The organism is Stutzerimonas stutzeri SDM-LAC (genome assembly GCF_000235745.1).
Lineage (GTDB): Bacteria > Pseudomonadota > Gammaproteobacteria > Pseudomonadales > Pseudomonadaceae > Stutzerimonas > Stutzerimonas stutzeri_H.
This window is the reverse complement of record NZ_AGSX01000018.1, coordinates 1-19,057: the sequence shown is the minus strand read 5'-3', so window position 1 is coordinate 19,057 and position 19,057 is coordinate 1. Positions and strand designations below refer to the sequence as shown.

Sequence of the window (19,057 nt, the reverse complement as noted above, 5' to 3'; positions counted from 1 at the left end):
CCGTTGTCGTATCAGAAACCGTCGGTGGAAATGAAATCAACATCGGTCTTCGGTTCGCCGCGCATCAGCAGCGCAATGACCTGATCCAGCGTACGCCCCTCGAACAGAATGGCATGCAGACCCGCGACCAGTGGCATGTAGACCTGCAGCTCCTCCGCCTTGATTTTCAATACCTTGATGGTGTTGACCCCTTCGGCCACTTCACCCAGCCGTGACACGGCCTCATCGAGGCTCAAGCCTTCGCCAAGCGCATGGCCCACCTGAAAGTTGCGACTCTTGGTCGAGGTGCACGTAACGATCAGATCGCCCACTCCGGCCAATCCAAGGAAGGTCATCGGATTGGCACCGAGCCTAACAGCAAAGCGAGTCATTTCAGCCAAGGCGCGGGTGATCAGCATGCTGCGAGTGTTTTCTCCCATGCCGAGGGCTGCGGCCATGCCCGCCATGATTGCGTAAACGTTTTTCAATGCGCCGCCAAGCTCGACGCCAAACCGGTCGGAGCTGGCATAGACACGAAAGGTCCGCCCGTGCAGCGCCTGCTGCACGCAACGGCAAAGTGCCTCGTCGTCACTGGCCACAACCGTTGCGGTCAACGCATGCTCGGCCACTTCGCGCGCCAGATTAGGCCCTGATATAACCCCGATCCGAGCCTGCGGCGCGATTTGCTCCAGGATCTGGCTCATCAGCATGAAGCCCTGCGCCTCGATACCCTTTGTGGTGCTTACCAACATTTTGCCCGACAGTTGCTCAGCATATGGGGACAAGGCCTGGCGCAACGCGCTGGAGGGTAGCGCGACAAAGATCAGTTGGCAGTCGACCAGCGTTTGCCCGAGGTCGGTGACCGGGTTGACCGCTGGCAGCAGCGTCACGCCCTTCAGATAACGGGGGTTCTGGCGGTGCGTGCGAATGCTTTCGGCCTGCTCGGCATCGCGCATCCACAACCGGACACTGTAGCCATTCTCTGCAAGCAGGTTTGCAATAGCAGTTCCGAAGCTGCCGCCACCAAGCACCGCTATGGGTTGCTGTTCAGTCATGGGGAATCCGTTTAGGCACCAAGTGCAATGCTCGGCATTATACGTAGCGCTTCGAGCGCAACCAGTGCCATCCGGGATGACAGCGGAATCATCAGATTACAATTTCCAGCCGCGGTTGCCGACCTATGGCGCAGGCGTCCTAGGAGGCATTGACCAATGGTCTATATAGAGGCAGAACGTCACATGGTCGTGGTCACGGATCAGGAGTGTTAAAGTATTGGCCCGTTTCCACCATGGCTGTCTCGTGGTTGGTCGAAACGAGCGGTACCCATATCCCTGCGCTGTGACTTTCAGCGCAAGGTGGCAGTCTATGACTAGTCTTATGACCGGACTCGCTATTTTGAGTCGGATGAACGCAGCAAGCCCTCCATAAAGGGACCATTGAGGAATACGCATGACCAAACAACAGGCCTTTACTCGGGAAGATCTGCTCCGTTGCAGCCGCGGCGAGCTGTTCGGCCCCGGTAACGCCCAACTGCCCGCGCCGAACATGCTGATGGTCGACCGCATCGTTCATATCAGCGAAGTCGGCGGCAAGTACGGCAAGGGCGAGCTGGTTGCTGAGCTGGATATCAATCCTGATCTCTGGTTCTTTGCCTGCCATTTCGAAGGGGACCCGGTCATGCCTGGCTGCCTGGGCCTCGATGCCATGTGGCAGCTGGTCGGCTTCTATCTAGGCTGGCAAGGTAACCCGGGCCGTGGTCGTGCGCTGGGTTCTGGCGAGGTCAAATTCTTCGGTCAGGTTCTGCCGACCGCCAAGAAGGTTAGCTATAACATCCATATCAAACGCACCATCAGCCGCTCTCTGGTCCTCGGTATCGCCGATGGCACCGTTAGCGTGGATGGTCGCGAGATCTACAGCGCCGAAGGTTTGCGTGTCGGCCTGTTTACATCTACTGATAGCTTCTGAAGGACTTCCGCATGCGTCGCGTCGTAATCACCGGCCTGGGTATCGTTTCCTGCCTCGGCAATGACAAAGACACCGTTTCCGCCAACCTGCGGGCCAGCCGCCCCGGTATTCGCTTCAATCAGGCCTATGCCGATATGGGCCTGCGCAGCCAGGTATCCGGCTCAGTCGACCTGAATCTCGAAGAGCTGATCGACCGCAAGGTCCTGCGCTTCATGGGCGATGCGGCGGCTTATGCCTATCTGGCGATGCAGCAGGCCCTTGAAGATTCCGGCCTCAGCGCCGAAGACATTTCAAACCCGCGGGTCGGCCTGATCGCTGGGTCCGGTGGCGCCTCCACGATCAATCAGATGGAAGCCATCGACATTCTTCGCGACAAGGGCGTCAAGCGCATTGGCCCATACCGCGTACCGCGCACCATGAGCAGCACGGTCTCCGCCTGCCTGGCTACGCCGTTCCGCATCAAAGGCATCAACTACTCCATCGCTTCGGCCTGCGCCACCAGTGCGCATTGCATCGGCCACGCAATGGAGCAGATCCAGATGGGCAAGCAGGACGTGGTCTTCGCTGGCGGCGGCGAAGAAGAACATTACAGCCAGAGCTGCCTGTTCGACGCCATGGGCGCCCTGTCCAGCCAGTACAACGCGACACCGGAAAAAGCTTCGCGTGCTTACGATGCCAAGCGTGACGGTTTCGTCATCGCCGGCGGCGGTGGGATGGTTGTGGTCGAAGAGCTGGAGCATGCACTCAAGCGCGGCGCCAAGATCTACGCCGAAATCGTCGGCTACGGCGCGACCTCTGATGGCTATGACATGGTTGCTCCGAGCGGCGAAGGCGCGCTGCGCTGCATGCAGCAAGCAATGGCCACGGTGGAAGGTGACATTGATTACCTGAACACCCATGGCACGTCCACTCCAGTGGGCGACGTCGCTGAGAGCAAGGCCGTCCGCAACATGTTCGGCGACAAGATCCCAGCAATCAGCTCGACCAAGAGCTTGTCAGGTCACTCACTGGGGGCCGCCGGCGTCCACGAAGCGATCTATTGCATGCTGATGATGCAGGGCAACTTCATTGCTGGCTCAGCCAACATCGAAGAGCTCGATGCAGAAGTCGCGGATCTGCCCATCGTTCGCGAAACTCGCGAAGATGCGAAGATCGACACCGTCATGAGTAACAGCTTTGGCTTTGGCGGCACCAACGCGACATTGGTACTGAAGCGCTGGAAAGGCTGATCGACTCGACACCCGCTGCAACAACAACGGCGCCTAAGGGCGCCGTTGTTGTTTTGATCACTAGCAAATCGCATTAGTGGATCGCGTAACCTGAGCGGAACGCGATCTGGCCGGAACTCAACTCGATCAGGAAGCCTGCTCGGCCCCGTCCACATCTCCGTGCGCGATACAGGAGGCGGCGGTAAATAGCACGTCTGTCGAGGAGTTCAACGCGGTCTCGGCCGAATCCTGAATCACACCGATAATGAAACCGACGGCTACGACCTGCATCGCCAGGTCGTTGGAAATCCCGAACAAGCTGCAAGCCAGCGGAATCAGCAACAGCGAGCCTCCAGCGACACCAGAGGCACCACAGGCACAGATCGCCGCTAGCAGGCTGAGCAAAATAGCGCTCGGGATGTCCACCGCGATGCCCAGCGTGTTCACAGCCGCCAGTGTCAGCACCGTGATGGTGATAGCCGCACCGCCCATGTTGATGGTCGCGCCAAGTGGTATCGAAACCGAGTAGGTGTCCTTGTGCAGCCGGAGTCGTTCGCACAACTGCATGTTCACCGGGATGTTGGCAGCTGAGCTGCGGGTAAAGAATGCGGTTATGCCGCTCTCCCGCAAGCAGGTGAGCACCAGTGGGTAAGGATTGCGGCGAATCTGCCAGAACACGAGCAAGGGGTTCACTACAAATGCCATGAACAGCATGCTGCCCACCAACACCAGCAGGAGCTGCAGATAGCCCGCCAGCGCTTCAAAACCGGACTCGGCAAGGGTCCCGGCGACCAAACCGAAAATGCCCAGGGGAGCAAAGCCAATAACGACCTTGACGATCAGCGTCACACCGTCCGACACATCGGCGATCAGATCACGGGTGCTCTGACGAGCATGTCGAAACGCAAATCCGAGGCCAATCGCCCACGCCAGAATGCCGATAAAATTACCTTCGATCAGTGCATGGACCGGATTATCCACTACGTTGAACAGCAACGTCCTTAGCACAGCCCCCACGCCTTCAGGCGGTATGACGTCATTCGCCTGGCTGACCAGCGTCAGACTGGTCGGAAACATGAAGCTGGAGATAGTCGCAACTGCCGCAGCGCTGATCGTGCCCAACGCATAGAGCACCAGAATTGGGCGAATATGCGTTGGCTGGCCCCGCTTGTGATTGGCCAGCGATGCCGTAACCAGGACAAAAACCAGAACGGGTGCGACAGCCTTCAATCCCGCAACAAACAGGCTTCCCAGTAAACTGACTGAGACCGCGGCCTCCGGCCAAAGCCATGCCAGCAAGCAGCCGGCAACGAGGCCGACCACGATCTGCGTGACCAGGCTGACACGCTTATAGGCGCGCAATAGAACGGATGAGGAGTTGGACATGGCGGAGCCTCGGCGTAAACGGCTGATTCAGGCGAGGCCCGTCGCCCTGGAGACGGCGGTCAACGCCCTGCGAAAAACGCCAGATAGTACGCATCTCCGCCCGCCCTGCCCAGCTTTAGGAACAAAACGGCAACCACAGCCACTGTTGCAGCGGTGCAGAAAAAACGAAGCCCCTTATCGGGGCATCGTAATCACAGGGCAAATCAGACGCGGAACCGCGCCACCAGCTCGTTAAGATTGATTGCAAGCGAGGCCAGCTCCTGGCTTGCTGCGCTGGTTTGGTTGGCGCCCGCAGAAGACTGCAGCGACAGGTCGCGAATGTTGACTAGATTGCGATCGACCTCACGTGCTACCTGAGCCTGCTCCTCCGATGCGCTGGCAATTACCAAATTGCGCTCGCTGATTTGACTGATAGCACGAGTAATGCCGTCCAGCGCATCGCCGGCAGTGCGTGCAACCTCAAGCGTAGCGCGGGCGCGCTCGTTGCTGTTCTGCATAGCCGTAACCGCTTTATCGGTGCCTTGATGAACGTCGCCAATCATCTGCTCGATTTCCTGGGTGGATTGCTGGGTACGATGTGCCAGCGCTCTTACCTCGTCAGCGACCACCGCAAAGCCCCGCCCCGCATCGCCAGCTCTTGCCGCCTCAATGGCGGCATTCAGCGCGAGCAGGTTGGTCTGTTCGGCAATCGAGCGAATCACATCCAGTACTTTGCTGATATCACGCACCTGACCCGCAAGCTGCTCAACCTGGGTCGCGGTGGTCGTAACATCACCCGCTAATAGGCCGATAGATTCGACGGTTTTGATGACCTGCTGGCGGCCGTGCTGTGCGGTCACGTCGGACTCACGCGATGCCTCAGAAGTTGCCACTGCGTTACGTGCCACTTCGTCCACCGCCGCGGTCATCTCGTTTACCGCAGTCGCGGCTGATTCGATCTCATGATTCTGCTGATGCAGACCGCGCGTCGAGTCCTCGGTCACCACGTTCAACTCTTCAGCAGCCGAAGCCAGCTGGCTGGATGAATCTGCAATACCTTGGATGGTGCTGCGTAAGCTTTGCTGCATGGCTCTAAGCGCAGTCAACAAGCGCGCGGGCTCGTCTTTGCCTTCGATGTTGAAATCTTGAGTCAAATCCCCAGAGGCAACTGTTTCGGCAACCGACACAGCTTCGTTTAGAGGGCGGACGATGCTGCGAGTAAATAGCAGCGCAAGAATGACGGTCGCTATAGCAGCCAGGATGATAGTGATGATCACCCACCTAAACGCTGTTTCGTATACCTCTAAGGCACGATCCGCAGCATTGCCAGCCTCGTCGCGATTGATCTTCTGGAGATCCAACAAGGCGCGAGTCATGTCGTCTGCATAGGAGTTGATCGCGCCGTTCATGATCTCAATCGCCTGCTGCCGCGCTCCCTGGAAGACGAACTGGACTAACTTTTGTTGCTCGGTGAAATATTGGCTCTGCGCTTTTACGAAGCGCTCGTACGCAGCCTTTTCCTCAGCGGTGCTGAGACGCTTTGCGTAAGCGGCATTAAGCGCACCGATCTCATCGGCGAGCTTGTCCAATGATTGCTTGGATGAGGCAAGCTCCTCGCCCTCGACCAGCATCGACCGCATGGTCAACGCGCGGATGCGCAGCATCGCGATATTGAGATCGCCTAGGCTGATGATGCTCGGCAGCCAGTTCTGATCGACCTCGCCGGACTCCTTGCGCATGCCAGACATCTGGCTCAAGGAGAACAAACCAAGCACGAGTACGATGACGCCGATCAGGCCAAAGCCTATAGCGGAACGAGTTGAAACCTTCAGATTGCGAATCGACATGGGAATTCCTGCTCCATGATGTCGCTGCAGGCACGCAGCGGTTACATCCCCCGTATCGGAGCCGCCGAAGAATACTTGATTGATTGGCGTCAAGAAAAAGACCAACCGGTCAGGCTCCGGACGAGCGGGCTCCTTCCGCCCCATAACCTACGACCCGCCTCATTGGATTTAACGGCTTGAATCAACCCTGCCTGGTAATACATCGAGAAAATTATCCCGCGCGACTTTACGCGCAACGGGCTCAGGCAAAGCGTCAAGAAAAGCATCGAAAGCGCGCATGCCCTCCCCCAGTCCATCGAAACGACCTACGACATCGGAACCAATCATGAAACGTGCTGGATGTCGCTTAACCAAGGCTACCCAGTCTGGATCCGGCGTGCCCGACTCATCCAGAAGATAGGGTCGAAGCATGGTCCAGGACAGATCAATGTAAAGGTTCGGGTAATCGTCCAGTAGTCGCGTGACGGTGGGGAGCAGGAACTCGAGCTTCTCTTGATGCCGATGCAGCTCCATGCTCGTCCCCGCATGCGCCCAGATGAAACGCGTATGCGGATGGTTTCGCAGCGCCTCTTCTAGTTCGCTTAGATAAAGCGGGTTGCGCTCACGCTTGGATGTGATGTTGGAGTGCAACATCACCGGCAGATCGTATTCGGCTGCGAGATGATAGACACGTGTCAGCGCTTCGTTGTTGGCGCGTGGGGTGTCGCCTTCGGTTAGAGCGGTGACGTCATCATGCCGGGTAAATATCTCACCTAGGCCCTGCCAGAGACCTGGATCCAGATCCAGCATCCGACGAATATGCGCATCGGCATTCTTGTCGTTAGGGTTGAAGCCAGACAGAAACGGATGGAATCTTCGCCGCTCCTGCTCGTCCAGCCCTTTCAGCGCAGCAGCAACCACTACGTCGGTCGCGCTATACCAATAGACCGGCGCATCGTCACCGGCGTAATAACGTGGTCGCTTGGGTTCGTTCTCATGCCATTTCTTGGCGACAGGGATCCCGCTGATCATCACGTGATCGATATTGCCAGCATCCATGGCTTTGAGCAGCCTGCTCATCCCGTCGCTTTCCTGGAAGAAATCAACGAAATGCAGATGAGCGTCGCTGTAGTGATAGTCGCGTGCGTGAACCGGTGCGATCGACGCGACCAAACAGAACGCCGCCAGACAGTTTCTTAAGTTAAACAACAAATGACCTCCTAACAGCCAAGCGGATAGACCACCTCACCTCTAGGCGGTTCACTGAGGTCGTATGGCTCAACGAATAGCGCACCCTCTTTCAAATGATCGAACCCGTCCGGCCAAAACGAAAAAAGGCCCGTCACTGACGGGCCTCCTTCATAACGCTGACAATTTAAGCCGACAGTTCAACCAATAGCTTGTTGAGACGCTGCACGTAAGCGGCAGGGTCTTTCAGGCTATCCCCAGCCGCGAGTGCAGCCTGATCGAAGAGGATGTGTGATAAGTCGGCGAAACGATCTTCGTCCGGCTCGGCATCAAGCTTCTCGATCAACGGGTGTGCCGGGTTGATTTCAAAAATCGGCTTCGACTCCGGTACTTTCTGCCCACTGGCTTCGAGGATCTGGCGCATCTGCAAGCCCAGGTCCTGTTCACCGATCGCCAGGATTGCTGGCGAATCAGTCAGGCGATGGGACACGCGCACTTGCGCAACCTCGTCACCGAGCGCTGTCCTGAGACGCTCTACCAGTCCTTCCTTCGTCTTGGCGATTTCTTCCTGAGCCTTCTTGTCCTCTTCCGTATCCAGCTTTCCGAGGTCAAGGTCACCACGCGCGACGTCGACGAACTGCTTGCCGTCGAACTCGGTCAGGTAGCTCATCAACCACTCGTCGATGCGATCGGTCAGCAGCAGCACCTCGATACCCTTCTTGCGGAAGACTTCCAGATGGGGGCTGTTCTTGACCTGTGCATAGGACTCGCCAGTGAGGTAGTAAACCTTGTCCTGGCCTTCCTTGACGCGACCCAGGTAATCAGCCAGCGACACACTTTGCTCACCGGAACCATCGTGGGTGGAAGCGAAACGCAGCAGACCGGCAATCTTTTCCTTGTTGGCGAAATCTTCCGCCGGCCCCTCTTTCAGTACCTGGCCGAACTGCTTCCAGAAGTTCTTGTAGTCTTCCGGCTTGTCTTTGGCCAGCTTGTCCAGCATGTCGAGCACACGCTTGGTCAGCGCCGACTTCATCGAATCGATGACCGGATCCTTCTGCAGGATCTCGCGGGAAACGTTCAGAGAAAGATCGTTGGAATCGACCACGCCCTTGATGAAGCGCAGGTACAACGGCAGGAACTCGTCCGCCTGATCCATGATGAAGACCCGCTGGACATAGAGTTTCAGTCCCTTGGGTGCTTCGCGCTGATACAGATCGAAAGGCGCGCGGCCAGGCACGAACAACAGCGAGGTGTATTCAAGCTTGCCCTCAACCTTGTTATGACTCCAAGCCAACGGATTCTCGAAATCGTGCCCGACGTGCTTGTAGAACTCCTGGTACTCCTCGTCCTTCACCTCGGTGCGTGGGCGGGTCCAAAGCGCACTGGCTCGGTTGACGGTTTCCCACTCGGTATCGGCCGGCTTGTCCTTCTCCTCGCCATGAAATTCCTTCGGCAATTCGATCGGCAGCGCAATGTGGTCAGAGTATTTTTTGATGATGTTGCGAAGGCGCCAACCATCAGCGAATTCTTCCTCGCCAGACTTGAGGTGCAGAACGATGCGGGTGCCACGCTCTGGCTTGTCGATGTTGGCAACTTCGAAATCGCCCTCACCTTTCGAAGACCAGTACACACCTTCTTCTGCAGCCGTCCCGGCGCGGCGGCTGAACACTTCAACCTGCTCCGCCACGATAAAGGCGGAATAGAAGCCAACGCCGAACTGACCAATCAGGTGTGAGTCCTTCTTCTGGTCTCCGGTCAGGTGCTTCATGAAATCAGCTGTACCCGACTTGGCGATAGTGCCCAGATGGGTGATGACATCTTCGCGGTTCATGCCTATGCCGTTGTCATCAAGGGTGACAGTCTTGGCATCTTTATCGAAGCTGACGCGAATCTTCAGATCGGCCCCACCCTCAAGCAGTTCAGGCTTGGCCAGTGCTTCGAATCGAAGCTTGTCGGCAGCGTCCGAGGCGTTGGAAATCAACTCACGAAGAAAGATTTCCTTGTTCGAATACAAGGAGTGAATCATCAGGTGAAGCAGCTGCTTCACTTCGGTCTGGAAGCCCAGGGTTTCTTTGTTTTGAGTCTCCACACTCATCGTCTTGCAAACTCCACATCGTCAATGGCACGGACCGCGACTGCGGCGATGACAACCAGATGGGGGCTTGACCCGGGAATTCAAGTGCAGCCCATGCAAGGGGACTGCGATGTTCGTGCAGACGCGTTCGAGCAGTGACTAAGGCTCGAGTAGCTCGAGCAAAGCGATATCGTCCGGACTGAGATTGAAGACGGCCTCTCCCGCGCCCTTCAGCCGTTGGCGGATCGTCAGGTTGCCATCTCGGTCGAGCCCCTTGAAGCGCCCTTCCGCGACTCCGCCTCGCTTGGTCTGCGCGCGTATGTGCAGGTGTTCATAACGTGCCGGATTACGCAGCAACCGCGCCAGGGAAAACCGCTGACGACGATCGACCCGGGACGCGGCGGAGCTTTCCGGGAGTGAGTCTGATTGAGCGGCAGCAACCTTGAGCGGTGTTTCGACTGCAGGACTCAGCGGCGGATAACTATCATCCTCTACCGCCCAGCCCTGCTCACCCTTGCTGACATTCAGCTCGAACAGACGCTCGCGCCGCTCGATCTCGGCTCGCACCGAGAGCACCAGGCTCGACGCCGGAAAGCTGACAGGAGCCAGGGTTTCGATGGTCACCGCGCGCGTCTCGAACCGCCGCTGCAAATGATCGCTGACCACATAGGCGAGTGTGTCGGCCGAGTCATGAGTCAGATCGACCTGGCCTGCCCGATAGCGCAACTCGTCAGTGAACAGTTCAACGTGGCCACTGAGGCTCGTCTGGAAATGGGCCGGCAAGACCAGATGGAAGTCACCGGCCAGCTTGTTCGGCGACACCGGCTGCAGGTCCAGATGCAAGGTGTAGCCGCTCTGGATTCGGCGCGCCTCAGGAAGCTCTTGCTCTGGACGCATCCAGTTGATTTCGATCTCCGGGACGGGATCGACATCGCCCGGAAGCACATCGACCTGCACGGCACCAGAAGGTTTTGTACCGAGGCGAATGCTCACTTCCTGCAGGGCGAACAACTGGTCACCTTCGCGCAACGTGAGCACGCCATCAATGTAACTGCCGAACTGCGGATTGAACGAGCGGCCATCGAGCCGGCCGTGCAGAAGAAAACTCAGCTGGTGGCTCTGCGTCTGTTCATCCGTCTCGAGCCATTCGAGACTGGTAATGGCCGCGATACGCTCCGGCTCGTGGTTGGCAAGCAAGGTAAATCCAACGACGAGAGGGATAAAGCCCAAACCGGACAGCCCTACCGCCTTCCGGGCGATACTCCAATAACGCACGATATACAGCAGAGTCACCGGGGGTAGCAGGCTACCGACGCCCCACAACAAGCCCGTACCGAACGCCAGAACGATCAACCAGACCAGGCCCGCTACGATCAGCAGCAGCCCAGCCAGTATCAGCAACGCATCCATTCAACACCTTCGAGACAACAGTGGCGCCGGCAGGCCTATCAAGGCTCGTTGACCTTGAAGTGGCAACGCGCAGTCGCGATCGGCTCAGCCTGGTTGGTTTGCCAGGCTGTCACGGCGACATTGGCCACACGACGCCCCTGGCGCCAGACCTGGCACGCGGCAAAGGTGTCACGATAGTGACCCGCTCGAAGATAATCTATCGAGAAGTCGATGATTTTGGGCAAATGTGGCGCCCCCATGAACATCAGCAGGTGGAGCATCGCGGCATGTTCCATGAAGCCGGCAATCACGCCGCCGTGGATCGCCGGAAGCGTAGGATTTCCGATGTTGTCCTGATTCTTCGGAAGCCGAAAAACCATCTCATCGCCCAGTCGCAGGCACTCGATACCGATGAGCCGGGCGTACGGAACCATATTCAAGAGCGCATCGTAATCGTTGTTGGCGTGAGCCTCGCTGACCAACGCGTCGAGGTCCAGAGTACTCATTTCGTCGTCCCCGGTGCTGCTACGAAGCTGTTCTTGCCCATGCGCATAAACGCGCCGACCACGTGGGCGATTGGCTCATTGATATCGCGCTGATACGCGACTCCACGGGTAAAAATCACCGTCGGTGTTACGCGATAGCATTCGGCAAAGCCAAACACATCGTGATTCGGCTCGGCGGGATGCATGTAGTCGATGCGCAAATCAAGCGTCGGGCAGATCTCGAGCTCCGGCAGTGCACATGCCGTCGAGATGCCGCAAGTGGTATCCATCAATGTCGTGATCGCTCCGCCGTGAATGCGTCCGGTCTCAGGATTGCTGACAATCTTTTCGCTATACGGAAGGCGCAGCGTGAGTCCCTTGGCGTTAGCTTGCTCGACACGCATGCCGAGGACCTGACAGTGGCGTAACAGGGAAAGGAAGCGCTGGGTACGCTCCAGTATCGGACTATCGCTCATGCGGACTCTCAGAAAGGATTAAGCCACACAGTTTACCGGCTCTCCCGGCGCGAGCCCTACTCCTTAGGCTGTTCGACCGGCAAGGTTGGCGTGAAAACCATCACTTTAAGTACATCGGAATGAAACTCTCGCCGGTACAGAACCAGCACCACACCGGCCGTCACCACCATGAAAAACCAGGGATGGATGAACCAGGACAAGGTAGCCATTCCGAAGTAATAAGCCCTCAGGCCGAAGTTGAACTGGTTTGCGGCCATCGAGATCACACGGGCAGCTCGCTCGGCGAAGGACTTGCGCTCGAGATCACTTACGTTGCGCTCACCTGCCATGGGCGCCGAGGCCACCAGCACTGCCGCGAAGTTGTACTGCCGCATGCACCAGCTAAAAGTGAAAAATGCGTAAACGAACACAACTGCCAACGCCAACAGCTTGATTTCGGAAAGCCCGCGGCTGACCGGCTGTACAAATGGCAGATCTGCCAACAGCGAAACAGCACGTTCCGACGCACCCAGCGCGGTCAGCACACCCGCCAGGATGATCAGAGTACTGGATGCGAAAAATCCCGCATTGCGCTCCAGATTGCCAATCACATTGGCATCGGCAATACGGTTGTCGCGCAGCAGCATGCGCCGCATCCAGTCCTGCCGATACAGATGCAGGACGCTAGCAAGGCACACCGTGTCCCTGCCTCGCCAGCTTGCGTAGCGGGTGTAGCCGGCCCAGCACAGCACGAACCACGCGACAGCTATCAGATGAGGCAGCAAATGATTGGGAATCAGCATGATAATTCCTCTGGACACGTGCGCCTGATTATAGCCAGCGGAACCGCTGGCCAAGGCGTCTAGACAGCCAATCTTACTTGCGGACTGGCGTCATGAGGCGAGTCGGCGCTGGCCGAGCAGCCGATCCATCACGAACGCAATCGCCAGAGTCGCCAGCACTGGAACCAGCCAGCCCATGCTCTGCGCAGCCAACGGTAATTGGGTGAACAGAACTGGAACCAGATCGTTGAAGCCTGCCGCTGCCAACCCATCCACGACACCGAAAACCAATGTCACAGCCATCACTGGGACAAAAATTCGGCGGGGCGAAACCCAGCAGCCATCCAGCAAGCTCAGTGCCACCAGCATGATCGCCAGAGGATAGAGCCCGACCAGTACTGGCACTGACACACTGATCAGCTGTGTCAGGCCCTGGTTGGCTACCAACAGGCTGAACAACGTGAACACCACTACAACGGTGCGATAGCTAACCGGCATCAGGCTACTGAAAAACTCGCCACAGGCGGTTGTCAGTCCGACGGCGGTAGTCAGACAGGCCAGCGTAATCACGACCGCAAGCAACAGACTGCCGGGAGTACCGAACGTATGTTGTACATAGGTCGTGAGAATCTGTACGCCGTTCTGCGCCTCCGCAGCAATGCCCTGACTGGTCGCACCCAAGTAGAACAACGCCAGGTAAACCAGCGACAGGCCAAGCGCGGCGATGGCGCCAGCAACCACCGAATAGCGGGTCACCAGCGCCGGATCGGATACGCCGCGATCACGGATCGCCGTCGCGATCACGATGCCGAATACCAGCGCGCCGAGCGTATCCATTGTCAGATAGCCTTCCAGAAACCCTTTCAGCAAGGGGCTGTTGCGGTAGCTCTCAGCGGTAACCCCGACGTCGCCAGCCGGCGCGAGCACCGCAGCGCCGCCCAGCACCAATAGTGCAGCCAATAGCACCGGCGTGATGAACTTGCCGACCCGGTTAACCAACTGACCTGGATTCACTGCCAGGAACAACGTCGCTGAAAAGAACAGCACCGTATAAGCGAAAAGGGGTATGGCTGTGTTGCCGCTAAAGGGCGCAATCCCCATTTCAAACGAAACCACCGCCGTCCGGGGCGTCGCGAACAGCGGACCAATGGCCAGGTACACCGCAACCGCCAGCAGCGTGCCGGCACCACGCCCCAGTGGGGCCGTCAAGCGATCCATGCCGCCACCGACCCGTGCCAGCGCAACCACGGTCAGCAGGGGCAAACCGACGCCTGTCAGCAAAAAACCCAACGCGGCAGACCAGAGTGACTGCCCTGCAGCCAGCCCAGCGCTGGGAGGAAAAATGATGTTGCCGGCGCCGAGAAACAGCGCGAACGTCATGAAGCCAAGAGCCAGCAAATCGAGGCCTTTCAGTCGAGTCATTGAACTATCACCACTACAGAAGATTCCGGCGCGCAGAACGAATCAAGCGCTTGCTTCCAGCTACGACCCATACCGAGTCGTCTGAAAAAAGCACGCACCTTAACCGAAATGGCCCATGAAGGGCGAGGAACCAAGGCTCTGCCAGAGAGACGGCGCAGAAGCCGGACGCAGGTTGGCCGGGTTCGATACGACGATGTTACGAAGCCGTTTGTTGCCCTGCCGAAACAAAAATGCCAGTCAGACAGGCTGACTGGCATCGGGCATCACCGGGTGAAGATCAGGCCTGCTTGACTTCCCAGCCGGTGATCTCCGCCAGGGCTTTGCCGATATCGGCAAGCGAGCGAACGGTCTTCACGCCAGCATCCTGCAGCGCAGCGAACTTCTCGTCCGCCGTTCCCTTACCACCGGAGATGATCGCGCCCGCATGGCCCATGCGCTTGCCAGCCGGAGCAGTTACGCCTGCGATATAGGAAACCACTGGCTTGGTGACGTTTGCCTTGATGTACGCCGCAGCCTCTTCCTCGGCCGAACCACCGATCTCGCCAATCATGACGATCGCTTCGGTCTGCGGGTCTTCCTGGAACAGTTTGAGGATATCGATGAAGGTCGAACCTGGAATCGGGTCGCCACCGATACCTACGCAGGTCGACTGACCGAAACCGGCATCAGTGGTCTGCTTGACTGCTTCGTAGGTCAGGGTGCCGGAACGGGACACGATACCGACCTTGCCAGGCAGGTGGATGTGACCCGGCTGGATACCGATCTTGCACTCGCCGGGGGTAATTACGCCCGGGCAGTTCGGCCCGATCAGGCGAACACCCATTTCGTCACACTTGATCTTCACTTCCAGCATGTCGAGGGTCGGAATGCCTTCGGTGATGCAGACAATCAGCTTGATCCCGCCGAACACGGCTTCAAGGATGGAATCTTTGCAGAAGGGTGCCGGAACGTAGATAACCGACGCATCAGCGCCCGTCGCTTCGACCGCTTCTTTAACAGTATTGAAAACTGGCAGACCGAGGTGCGTAGTGCCGCCCTTGCCGGGCGTTACGCCGCCGACCATCTTGGTGCCGTACTCGATTGCTTGCTCAGAGTGGAAGGTGCCCTGCGAGCCGGTGAAGCCCTGGCAGATGACCTTGGTGTCTTTATTGATCAGGACGCTCATTACTTGCCCTCCGCGGCTTTGACGACTTGAATGGCCGCATCGGTCAGGCTGGTCGCACCGATGATGTTCAGACCACTTTCACCCAGCATTTTGGCGCCGAGCTCGGCGTTGTTGCCTTCCAGACGCACAACTACTGGCACTTTGACGCCGACCTCCTTCACCGCACCGATGATGCCTTCGGCAATCATGTCGCAGCGAACGATACCGCCGAAGATGTTGACCAGTACCGCCGCGACGTTGTCGTCGGAGAGGATGATCTTGAACGCTTCGGTCACACGCTCTTCGGTCGCACCACCGCCGACGTCAAGGAAGTTCGCAGGCTTGCCACCGTGCAGGTTGACGATGTCCATGGTGCCCATCGCCAGCCCGGCACCGTTGACCATGCAGCCGATATTGCCGTCTAGAGCGACGTAGTTGAGCTCCCACTTGGCAGCGTGCGCTTCGCGAGGATCGTCCTGCGACGGATCCTGCATACCGCGCAGCTTGGGCTGACGGTAAATGGCGTTGCTGTCGATGTTCAGCTTGGCATCGAGGCAATGCAGGTTGCCGTCCTTCTTGATGACCAGCGGGTTGACTTCCAGCAAGGCCAGATCGTAGTCAACGAAGAGCTTGGCAAGGCCGACGAAGATATGGACGAACTGCTTGACCTGATCGCCCTTGAGACCGAGTTTGAATGCCAGCTCACGTCCCTGGAATGGCTGAGCGCCAACCAGTGGATCGATGGTCGCCTTGAGGATTTTTTCCGGTGTATCGTGGGCGACCTTTTCAATGTCGACGCCGCCTTCGGTGGAGGCCATGAAGACCACACGACGGGTAGCGCGATCAACCACGGCGCCCAGGTACAGCTCTTTCTCGATATCAGTGCACGCTTCAACGAGAATCCGGCTAACTGGCTGACCATTGGCGTCAGTCTGATAAGTTACTAGGCGCTTATCCAGCCACTGTTCGGCAAATGCACGGGCTTCGTCCTTGCTACGAACCAGCTTTACGCCACCCGCCTTGCCGCGGCCACCGGCGTGCACTTGGGCTTTAACAACCCACTCAGTACCACCGATGTGGTCACAGGCTTCCGCCGCTTCCTTCGGGCTATCAACCGCATAGCCTTTGGAAACTGGCAATCCGTACTCGGCAAACAGTTGCTTACCCTGATATTCGTGAAGATTCATCTTAGCTACCGTTCGGTTTGATGTGCATCAGACGTCACTCATTGGTGGCGTCGCCGCAAGTCGCTGAAAACTATCGCTGATACCTTTCAAGGACCTGTAATACCTTGCGCGAAGGTATTCGGCGGCTGCACCAGATGCTGAGTCCGGTGCATACCGCCATTTGCTGCTGCGCTTTTAGCGCTTCTTGCGATTGGCGATGTGAATAGCGTGACCATTCACCGCCAGTGCTGCTTCGTGCAGTGCTTCGGACATGGTCGGATGCGAGAAGACCATCATGCCGAGATCTTCAGCGCTGGTACCGAACTCCATGCCGATCGCGCCCTGCTGGACCAGTTCAGCCGCAGCCGGCCCCATGACGTGTACGCCGAGTACACGGTCGGTTTTAGCATCGGCGATGACCTTGACCAAGCCAGCCGTGTCGTTGGCCGCCATGGCACGACCGCTGGCAGCGAACGGGAAGGTTCCGACGTTGATTTCAACACCCTCAGCCTTCAGCGCCTGCTCGGTCTTGCCGACCCAAGCGATTTCGGGATGGGTATAAATGACCGACGGAACCAGGTCGTAGTTCATTTGCGACTTGTGACCGGCGATGCGCTCGGCAACCATCACACCCTCTTCCGAAGCCTTGTGCGCGAGCATGGCACCACGGACCACGTCGCCAATGGCGTAAACGCCAGGCACGCTGGTTGCGCACTGATCGTCGACGAAGATGAAGCCGCGCTCGTCCATATCGACACCTGCGTCAGCGGCCAGCAGATCGGTGGTCACCGGACGGCGGCCGACTGCAACGATCAGCTTGTCGAAGGTCTGCTGCTGCTCGCCATCAGCGTTGGTGAAGTTGACGGTAACCTGATCGCCATTCACCTGAGAGCCAGTGACCCGAGCGCCAAGCAGAATCTTCAACCCCTGCTTGCTCAGGACTTTGAAAGCTTCCTTGGAAATCTGTTCATCAGCGGCAGGCAGGAACTTGTCCATCGCTTCGAGAACGGTAACCTCAGCTCCCAGACGCGCCCACACCGAGCCCAGTTCCAAGCCGATAACGCCAGCGCCGATGACGCCAAGCTTGGCCGGAACGCTTTGGAAATCCAGTGCTCCAGTGGAGTCAACGATGATGTTCTGGTCAACCGGTGCCGGCGGAATGTCGACCGGCTTGGAGCCGGACGCCAGGATTACGTTTTCCGCACCCAGCACTTGGGTGTTGCCGTCGAGGCCGGTAACCTCGACCTGCTTGCCGCTGAGCAGCTTGCCGTGGCCTTCGAACACGGTCACGCCGTTTGCCTTCAACAGGCCAGCAACGCCGCCGGTGAGGTTCTTAACGATCTGGTCCTTGCGGGCCACCATGGTCGGAACGTCCATGGCCACTTCGCCGGTGCTGATGCCATGGACCTTGAAGCTCTCATGGGCTTCGTGAAACTTGTAGGAGCTGTCCAGCAGTGCCTTGGACGGGATGCAACCGACGTTCAGGCAGGTTCCACCGAGGGCTGTTTTGCCTTCCTTGCCCTGATATTTTTCGATACAGGCGGTCTTGAGACCCAGTTGCGCCGCGCGAATGGCTGCAACATAACCGCCGGGGCCTGCACCGATCACGACGACGTCGAATTTCTGGCTCATTACGAATCCTCTTTTCTAAGCGGCAAGCGACACGCCACAAGCCGCAAGTGGGCAGCCTTTCGTACTGCAGCCACTTGCTACTTGTAACTGTCTTTTAGATATCCAGCAGCAGACGGGCCGGATCTTCCAGCAGGTTCTTGATGGTCACCAGGAAGCTAACCGCTTCCTTGCCGTCGATCAGGCGATGGTCATAGGACAGCGCCAAGTACATCATCGGACGAATGACCACTTGACCATTAATGGCCATGGGGCGTTGCAGAATGTTGTGCATGCCCAGGATGGCGGCTTGCGGCGGGTTGACGATCGGGGTCGACATCATCGAACCAAACGTACCGCCGTTAGTGATGGTGAAGGTACCTCCGGTCATTTCGTCGATCGACAACTTGCCGTCACGGGCCTTCTTGCCAAAGGTCGCAATGCCGCTTTCAACTTCAGCCAGATTCATCAGCTCGGCATTGCGCAGGACCGGTACGACCAGACCACGGTCACTGGAAACGGCGACGCCGATGTCCTGATAGCCGTGATAGACGATGTCGGTACCATCAATCGAGGCGTTGACCGCCGGGAAGCGCTTCAGCGCCTCGACGGACGCCTTGACGAAGAAGGACATGAAGCCCAGGCGTACGCCATTGTGGGTCTTCTCGAAAAGATCCTTGTACTTCGAACGCAGTGCCATGACTTCAGTCATGTCGACTTCGTTGAAGGTCGTCAGCATCGCCATGTTCGACTGTGCCTCGACCAAGCGCTCAGCGACCTTGGCACGCAGGCGGGTCATCGGCACGCGCTTCTCGGTCCGATCACCACCAGTAGTAGTGACTGGAGCAGCAGTGCTGGCAGCAGGCTTGCTTGCGGCCGGGGCGGACTTCTTGGCCTCGATAGCGGCGACCAGATCTTCTTTGGTGACGCGCCCGTCTTTGCCGGTGCCCTTCACGCTGTTCGGGTCGATGCCGTTTTCTTCGGCCAGCTTGCGCGCTGCA

The 19,057-nt window shown here is 58.0% G+C and carries 16 protein-coding genes; 2 read left to right on the top strand and 14 right to left on the bottom strand.

Annotated elements, in window-relative coordinates; genetic code table 11:
• Positions 1 to 11 precede the first annotated feature (11 nt).
• Positions 12 to 1,034, bottom strand: coding sequence for an NAD(P)H-dependent glycerol-3-phosphate dehydrogenase (locus PSTU_RS0102315; protein ID WP_019339428.1), 1,023 nt, complete (start codon positions 1,032 to 1,034; stop codon positions 12 to 14).
• 394 nt (positions 1,035 to 1,428) lie between these two features.
• On the opposite strand from PSTU_RS0102315, the gene fabA reads away from it, so the two are divergent.
• Entirely contained in the window at positions 1,429 to 1,944 is a 516-nt protein-coding gene (gene fabA, locus PSTU_RS0102310; RefSeq protein WP_019339427.1) for a 3-hydroxyacyl-[acyl-carrier-protein] dehydratase FabA, read from the top strand.
• 11 nt (positions 1,945 to 1,955) lie between these two features.
• Positions 1,956 to 3,173, top strand: a complete 1,218-nt coding sequence (fabB, locus tag PSTU_RS0102305; protein ID WP_019339426.1) for a beta-ketoacyl-ACP synthase I — start codon at positions 1,956 to 1,958, stop codon at positions 3,171 to 3,173.
• A gap of 126 nt (positions 3,174 to 3,299) precedes the next feature.
• Here fabB and sstT read toward each other — a convergent pair whose 3' ends face one another.
• From sstT to odhB, 13 genes are all read right to left on the bottom strand, one after another.
• Entirely contained in the window at positions 3,300 to 4,538 is a 1,239-nt protein-coding gene (sstT, locus tag PSTU_RS0102300; RefSeq protein ID WP_019339425.1) for a serine/threonine transporter SstT, read from the bottom strand.
• Between the two features lie 203 nt (positions 4,539 to 4,741).
• On the bottom strand, positions 4,742 to 6,364 hold the full coding sequence (locus PSTU_RS0102295) for a methyl-accepting chemotaxis protein (protein ID WP_019339424.1): 1,623 nt from the start codon (positions 6,362 to 6,364) through the stop codon (positions 4,742 to 4,744).
• 168 nt (positions 6,365 to 6,532) lie between these two features.
• Complete coding sequence (locus tag PSTU_RS0102290) at positions 6,533 to 7,516, bottom strand: amidohydrolase family protein (protein ID WP_019339423.1); 984 nt, start codon at positions 7,514 to 7,516, stop codon at positions 6,533 to 6,535.
• Between the two features lie 202 nt (positions 7,517 to 7,718).
• Complete coding sequence (gene htpG, locus PSTU_RS0102285; RefSeq protein ID WP_019339422.1) at positions 7,719 to 9,626, bottom strand: molecular chaperone HtpG; 1,908 nt, start codon at positions 9,624 to 9,626, stop codon at positions 7,719 to 7,721.
• Positions 9,627 to 9,764: 138 nt separating this feature from the next.
• Positions 9,765 to 11,015 (bottom strand): hypothetical protein, encoded by a 1,251-nt coding sequence (locus PSTU_RS0102280; RefSeq protein WP_019339421.1) that lies wholly within the window; start codon positions 11,013 to 11,015, stop codon positions 9,765 to 9,767.
• A 38-nt stretch (positions 11,016 to 11,053) separates the two neighbouring features.
• The gene (locus PSTU_RS0102275) at positions 11,054 to 11,500 is read right to left on the bottom strand and encodes a PaaI family thioesterase (protein ID WP_019339420.1); all 447 of its coding nucleotides are present in this window, start codon (positions 11,498 to 11,500) and stop codon (positions 11,054 to 11,056) included.
• The gene (locus tag PSTU_RS0102270; RefSeq protein WP_019339419.1) at positions 11,497 to 11,955 is read right to left on the bottom strand and encodes a PaaI family thioesterase; all 459 of its coding nucleotides are present in this window, start codon (positions 11,953 to 11,955) and stop codon (positions 11,497 to 11,499) included. The genes PSTU_RS0102275 and PSTU_RS0102270 overlap by 4 nt, the downstream gene beginning before the upstream one ends.
• A 56-nt stretch (positions 11,956 to 12,011) precedes the next feature.
• Positions 12,012 to 12,737 carry a DUF599 domain-containing protein gene (locus PSTU_RS0102265; RefSeq protein ID WP_019339418.1) on the bottom strand — a complete coding sequence of 242 codons (726 nt, stop codon included), beginning with the start codon at positions 12,735 to 12,737 and terminating at the stop codon, positions 12,012 to 12,014.
• Positions 12,738 to 12,827: 90 nt separating this feature from the next.
• On the bottom strand, positions 12,828 to 14,138 hold the full coding sequence (brnQ, locus tag PSTU_RS0102260; RefSeq protein WP_019339417.1) for a branched-chain amino acid transport system II carrier protein: 1,311 nt from the start codon (positions 14,136 to 14,138) through the stop codon (positions 12,828 to 12,830).
• A gap of 277 nt (positions 14,139 to 14,415) precedes the next feature.
• Complete coding sequence (gene sucD, locus PSTU_RS0102255; protein WP_019339416.1) at positions 14,416 to 15,303, bottom strand: succinate--CoA ligase subunit alpha; 888 nt, start codon at positions 15,301 to 15,303, stop codon at positions 14,416 to 14,418.
• A complete protein-coding gene (gene sucC, locus PSTU_RS0102250; RefSeq protein WP_019339415.1) occupies positions 15,303 to 16,469 on the bottom strand; it encodes an ADP-forming succinate--CoA ligase subunit beta in 1,167 nt (388 codons plus the stop codon). The genes sucD and sucC overlap by 1 nt, the downstream gene beginning before the upstream one ends.
• Before the next feature lie 174 nt (positions 16,470 to 16,643).
• The gene (lpdA, locus tag PSTU_RS0102245; RefSeq protein WP_019339414.1) at positions 16,644 to 18,080 is read right to left on the bottom strand and encodes a dihydrolipoyl dehydrogenase; all 1,437 of its coding nucleotides are present in this window, start codon (positions 18,078 to 18,080) and stop codon (positions 16,644 to 16,646) included.
• 94 nt (positions 18,081 to 18,174) lie between these two features.
• On the bottom strand, positions 18,175 to 19,057 hold an 883-nt coding region (gene odhB, locus PSTU_RS0102240), incomplete at its 5' end, for a 2-oxoglutarate dehydrogenase complex dihydrolipoyllysine-residue succinyltransferase (RefSeq protein ID WP_019339413.1).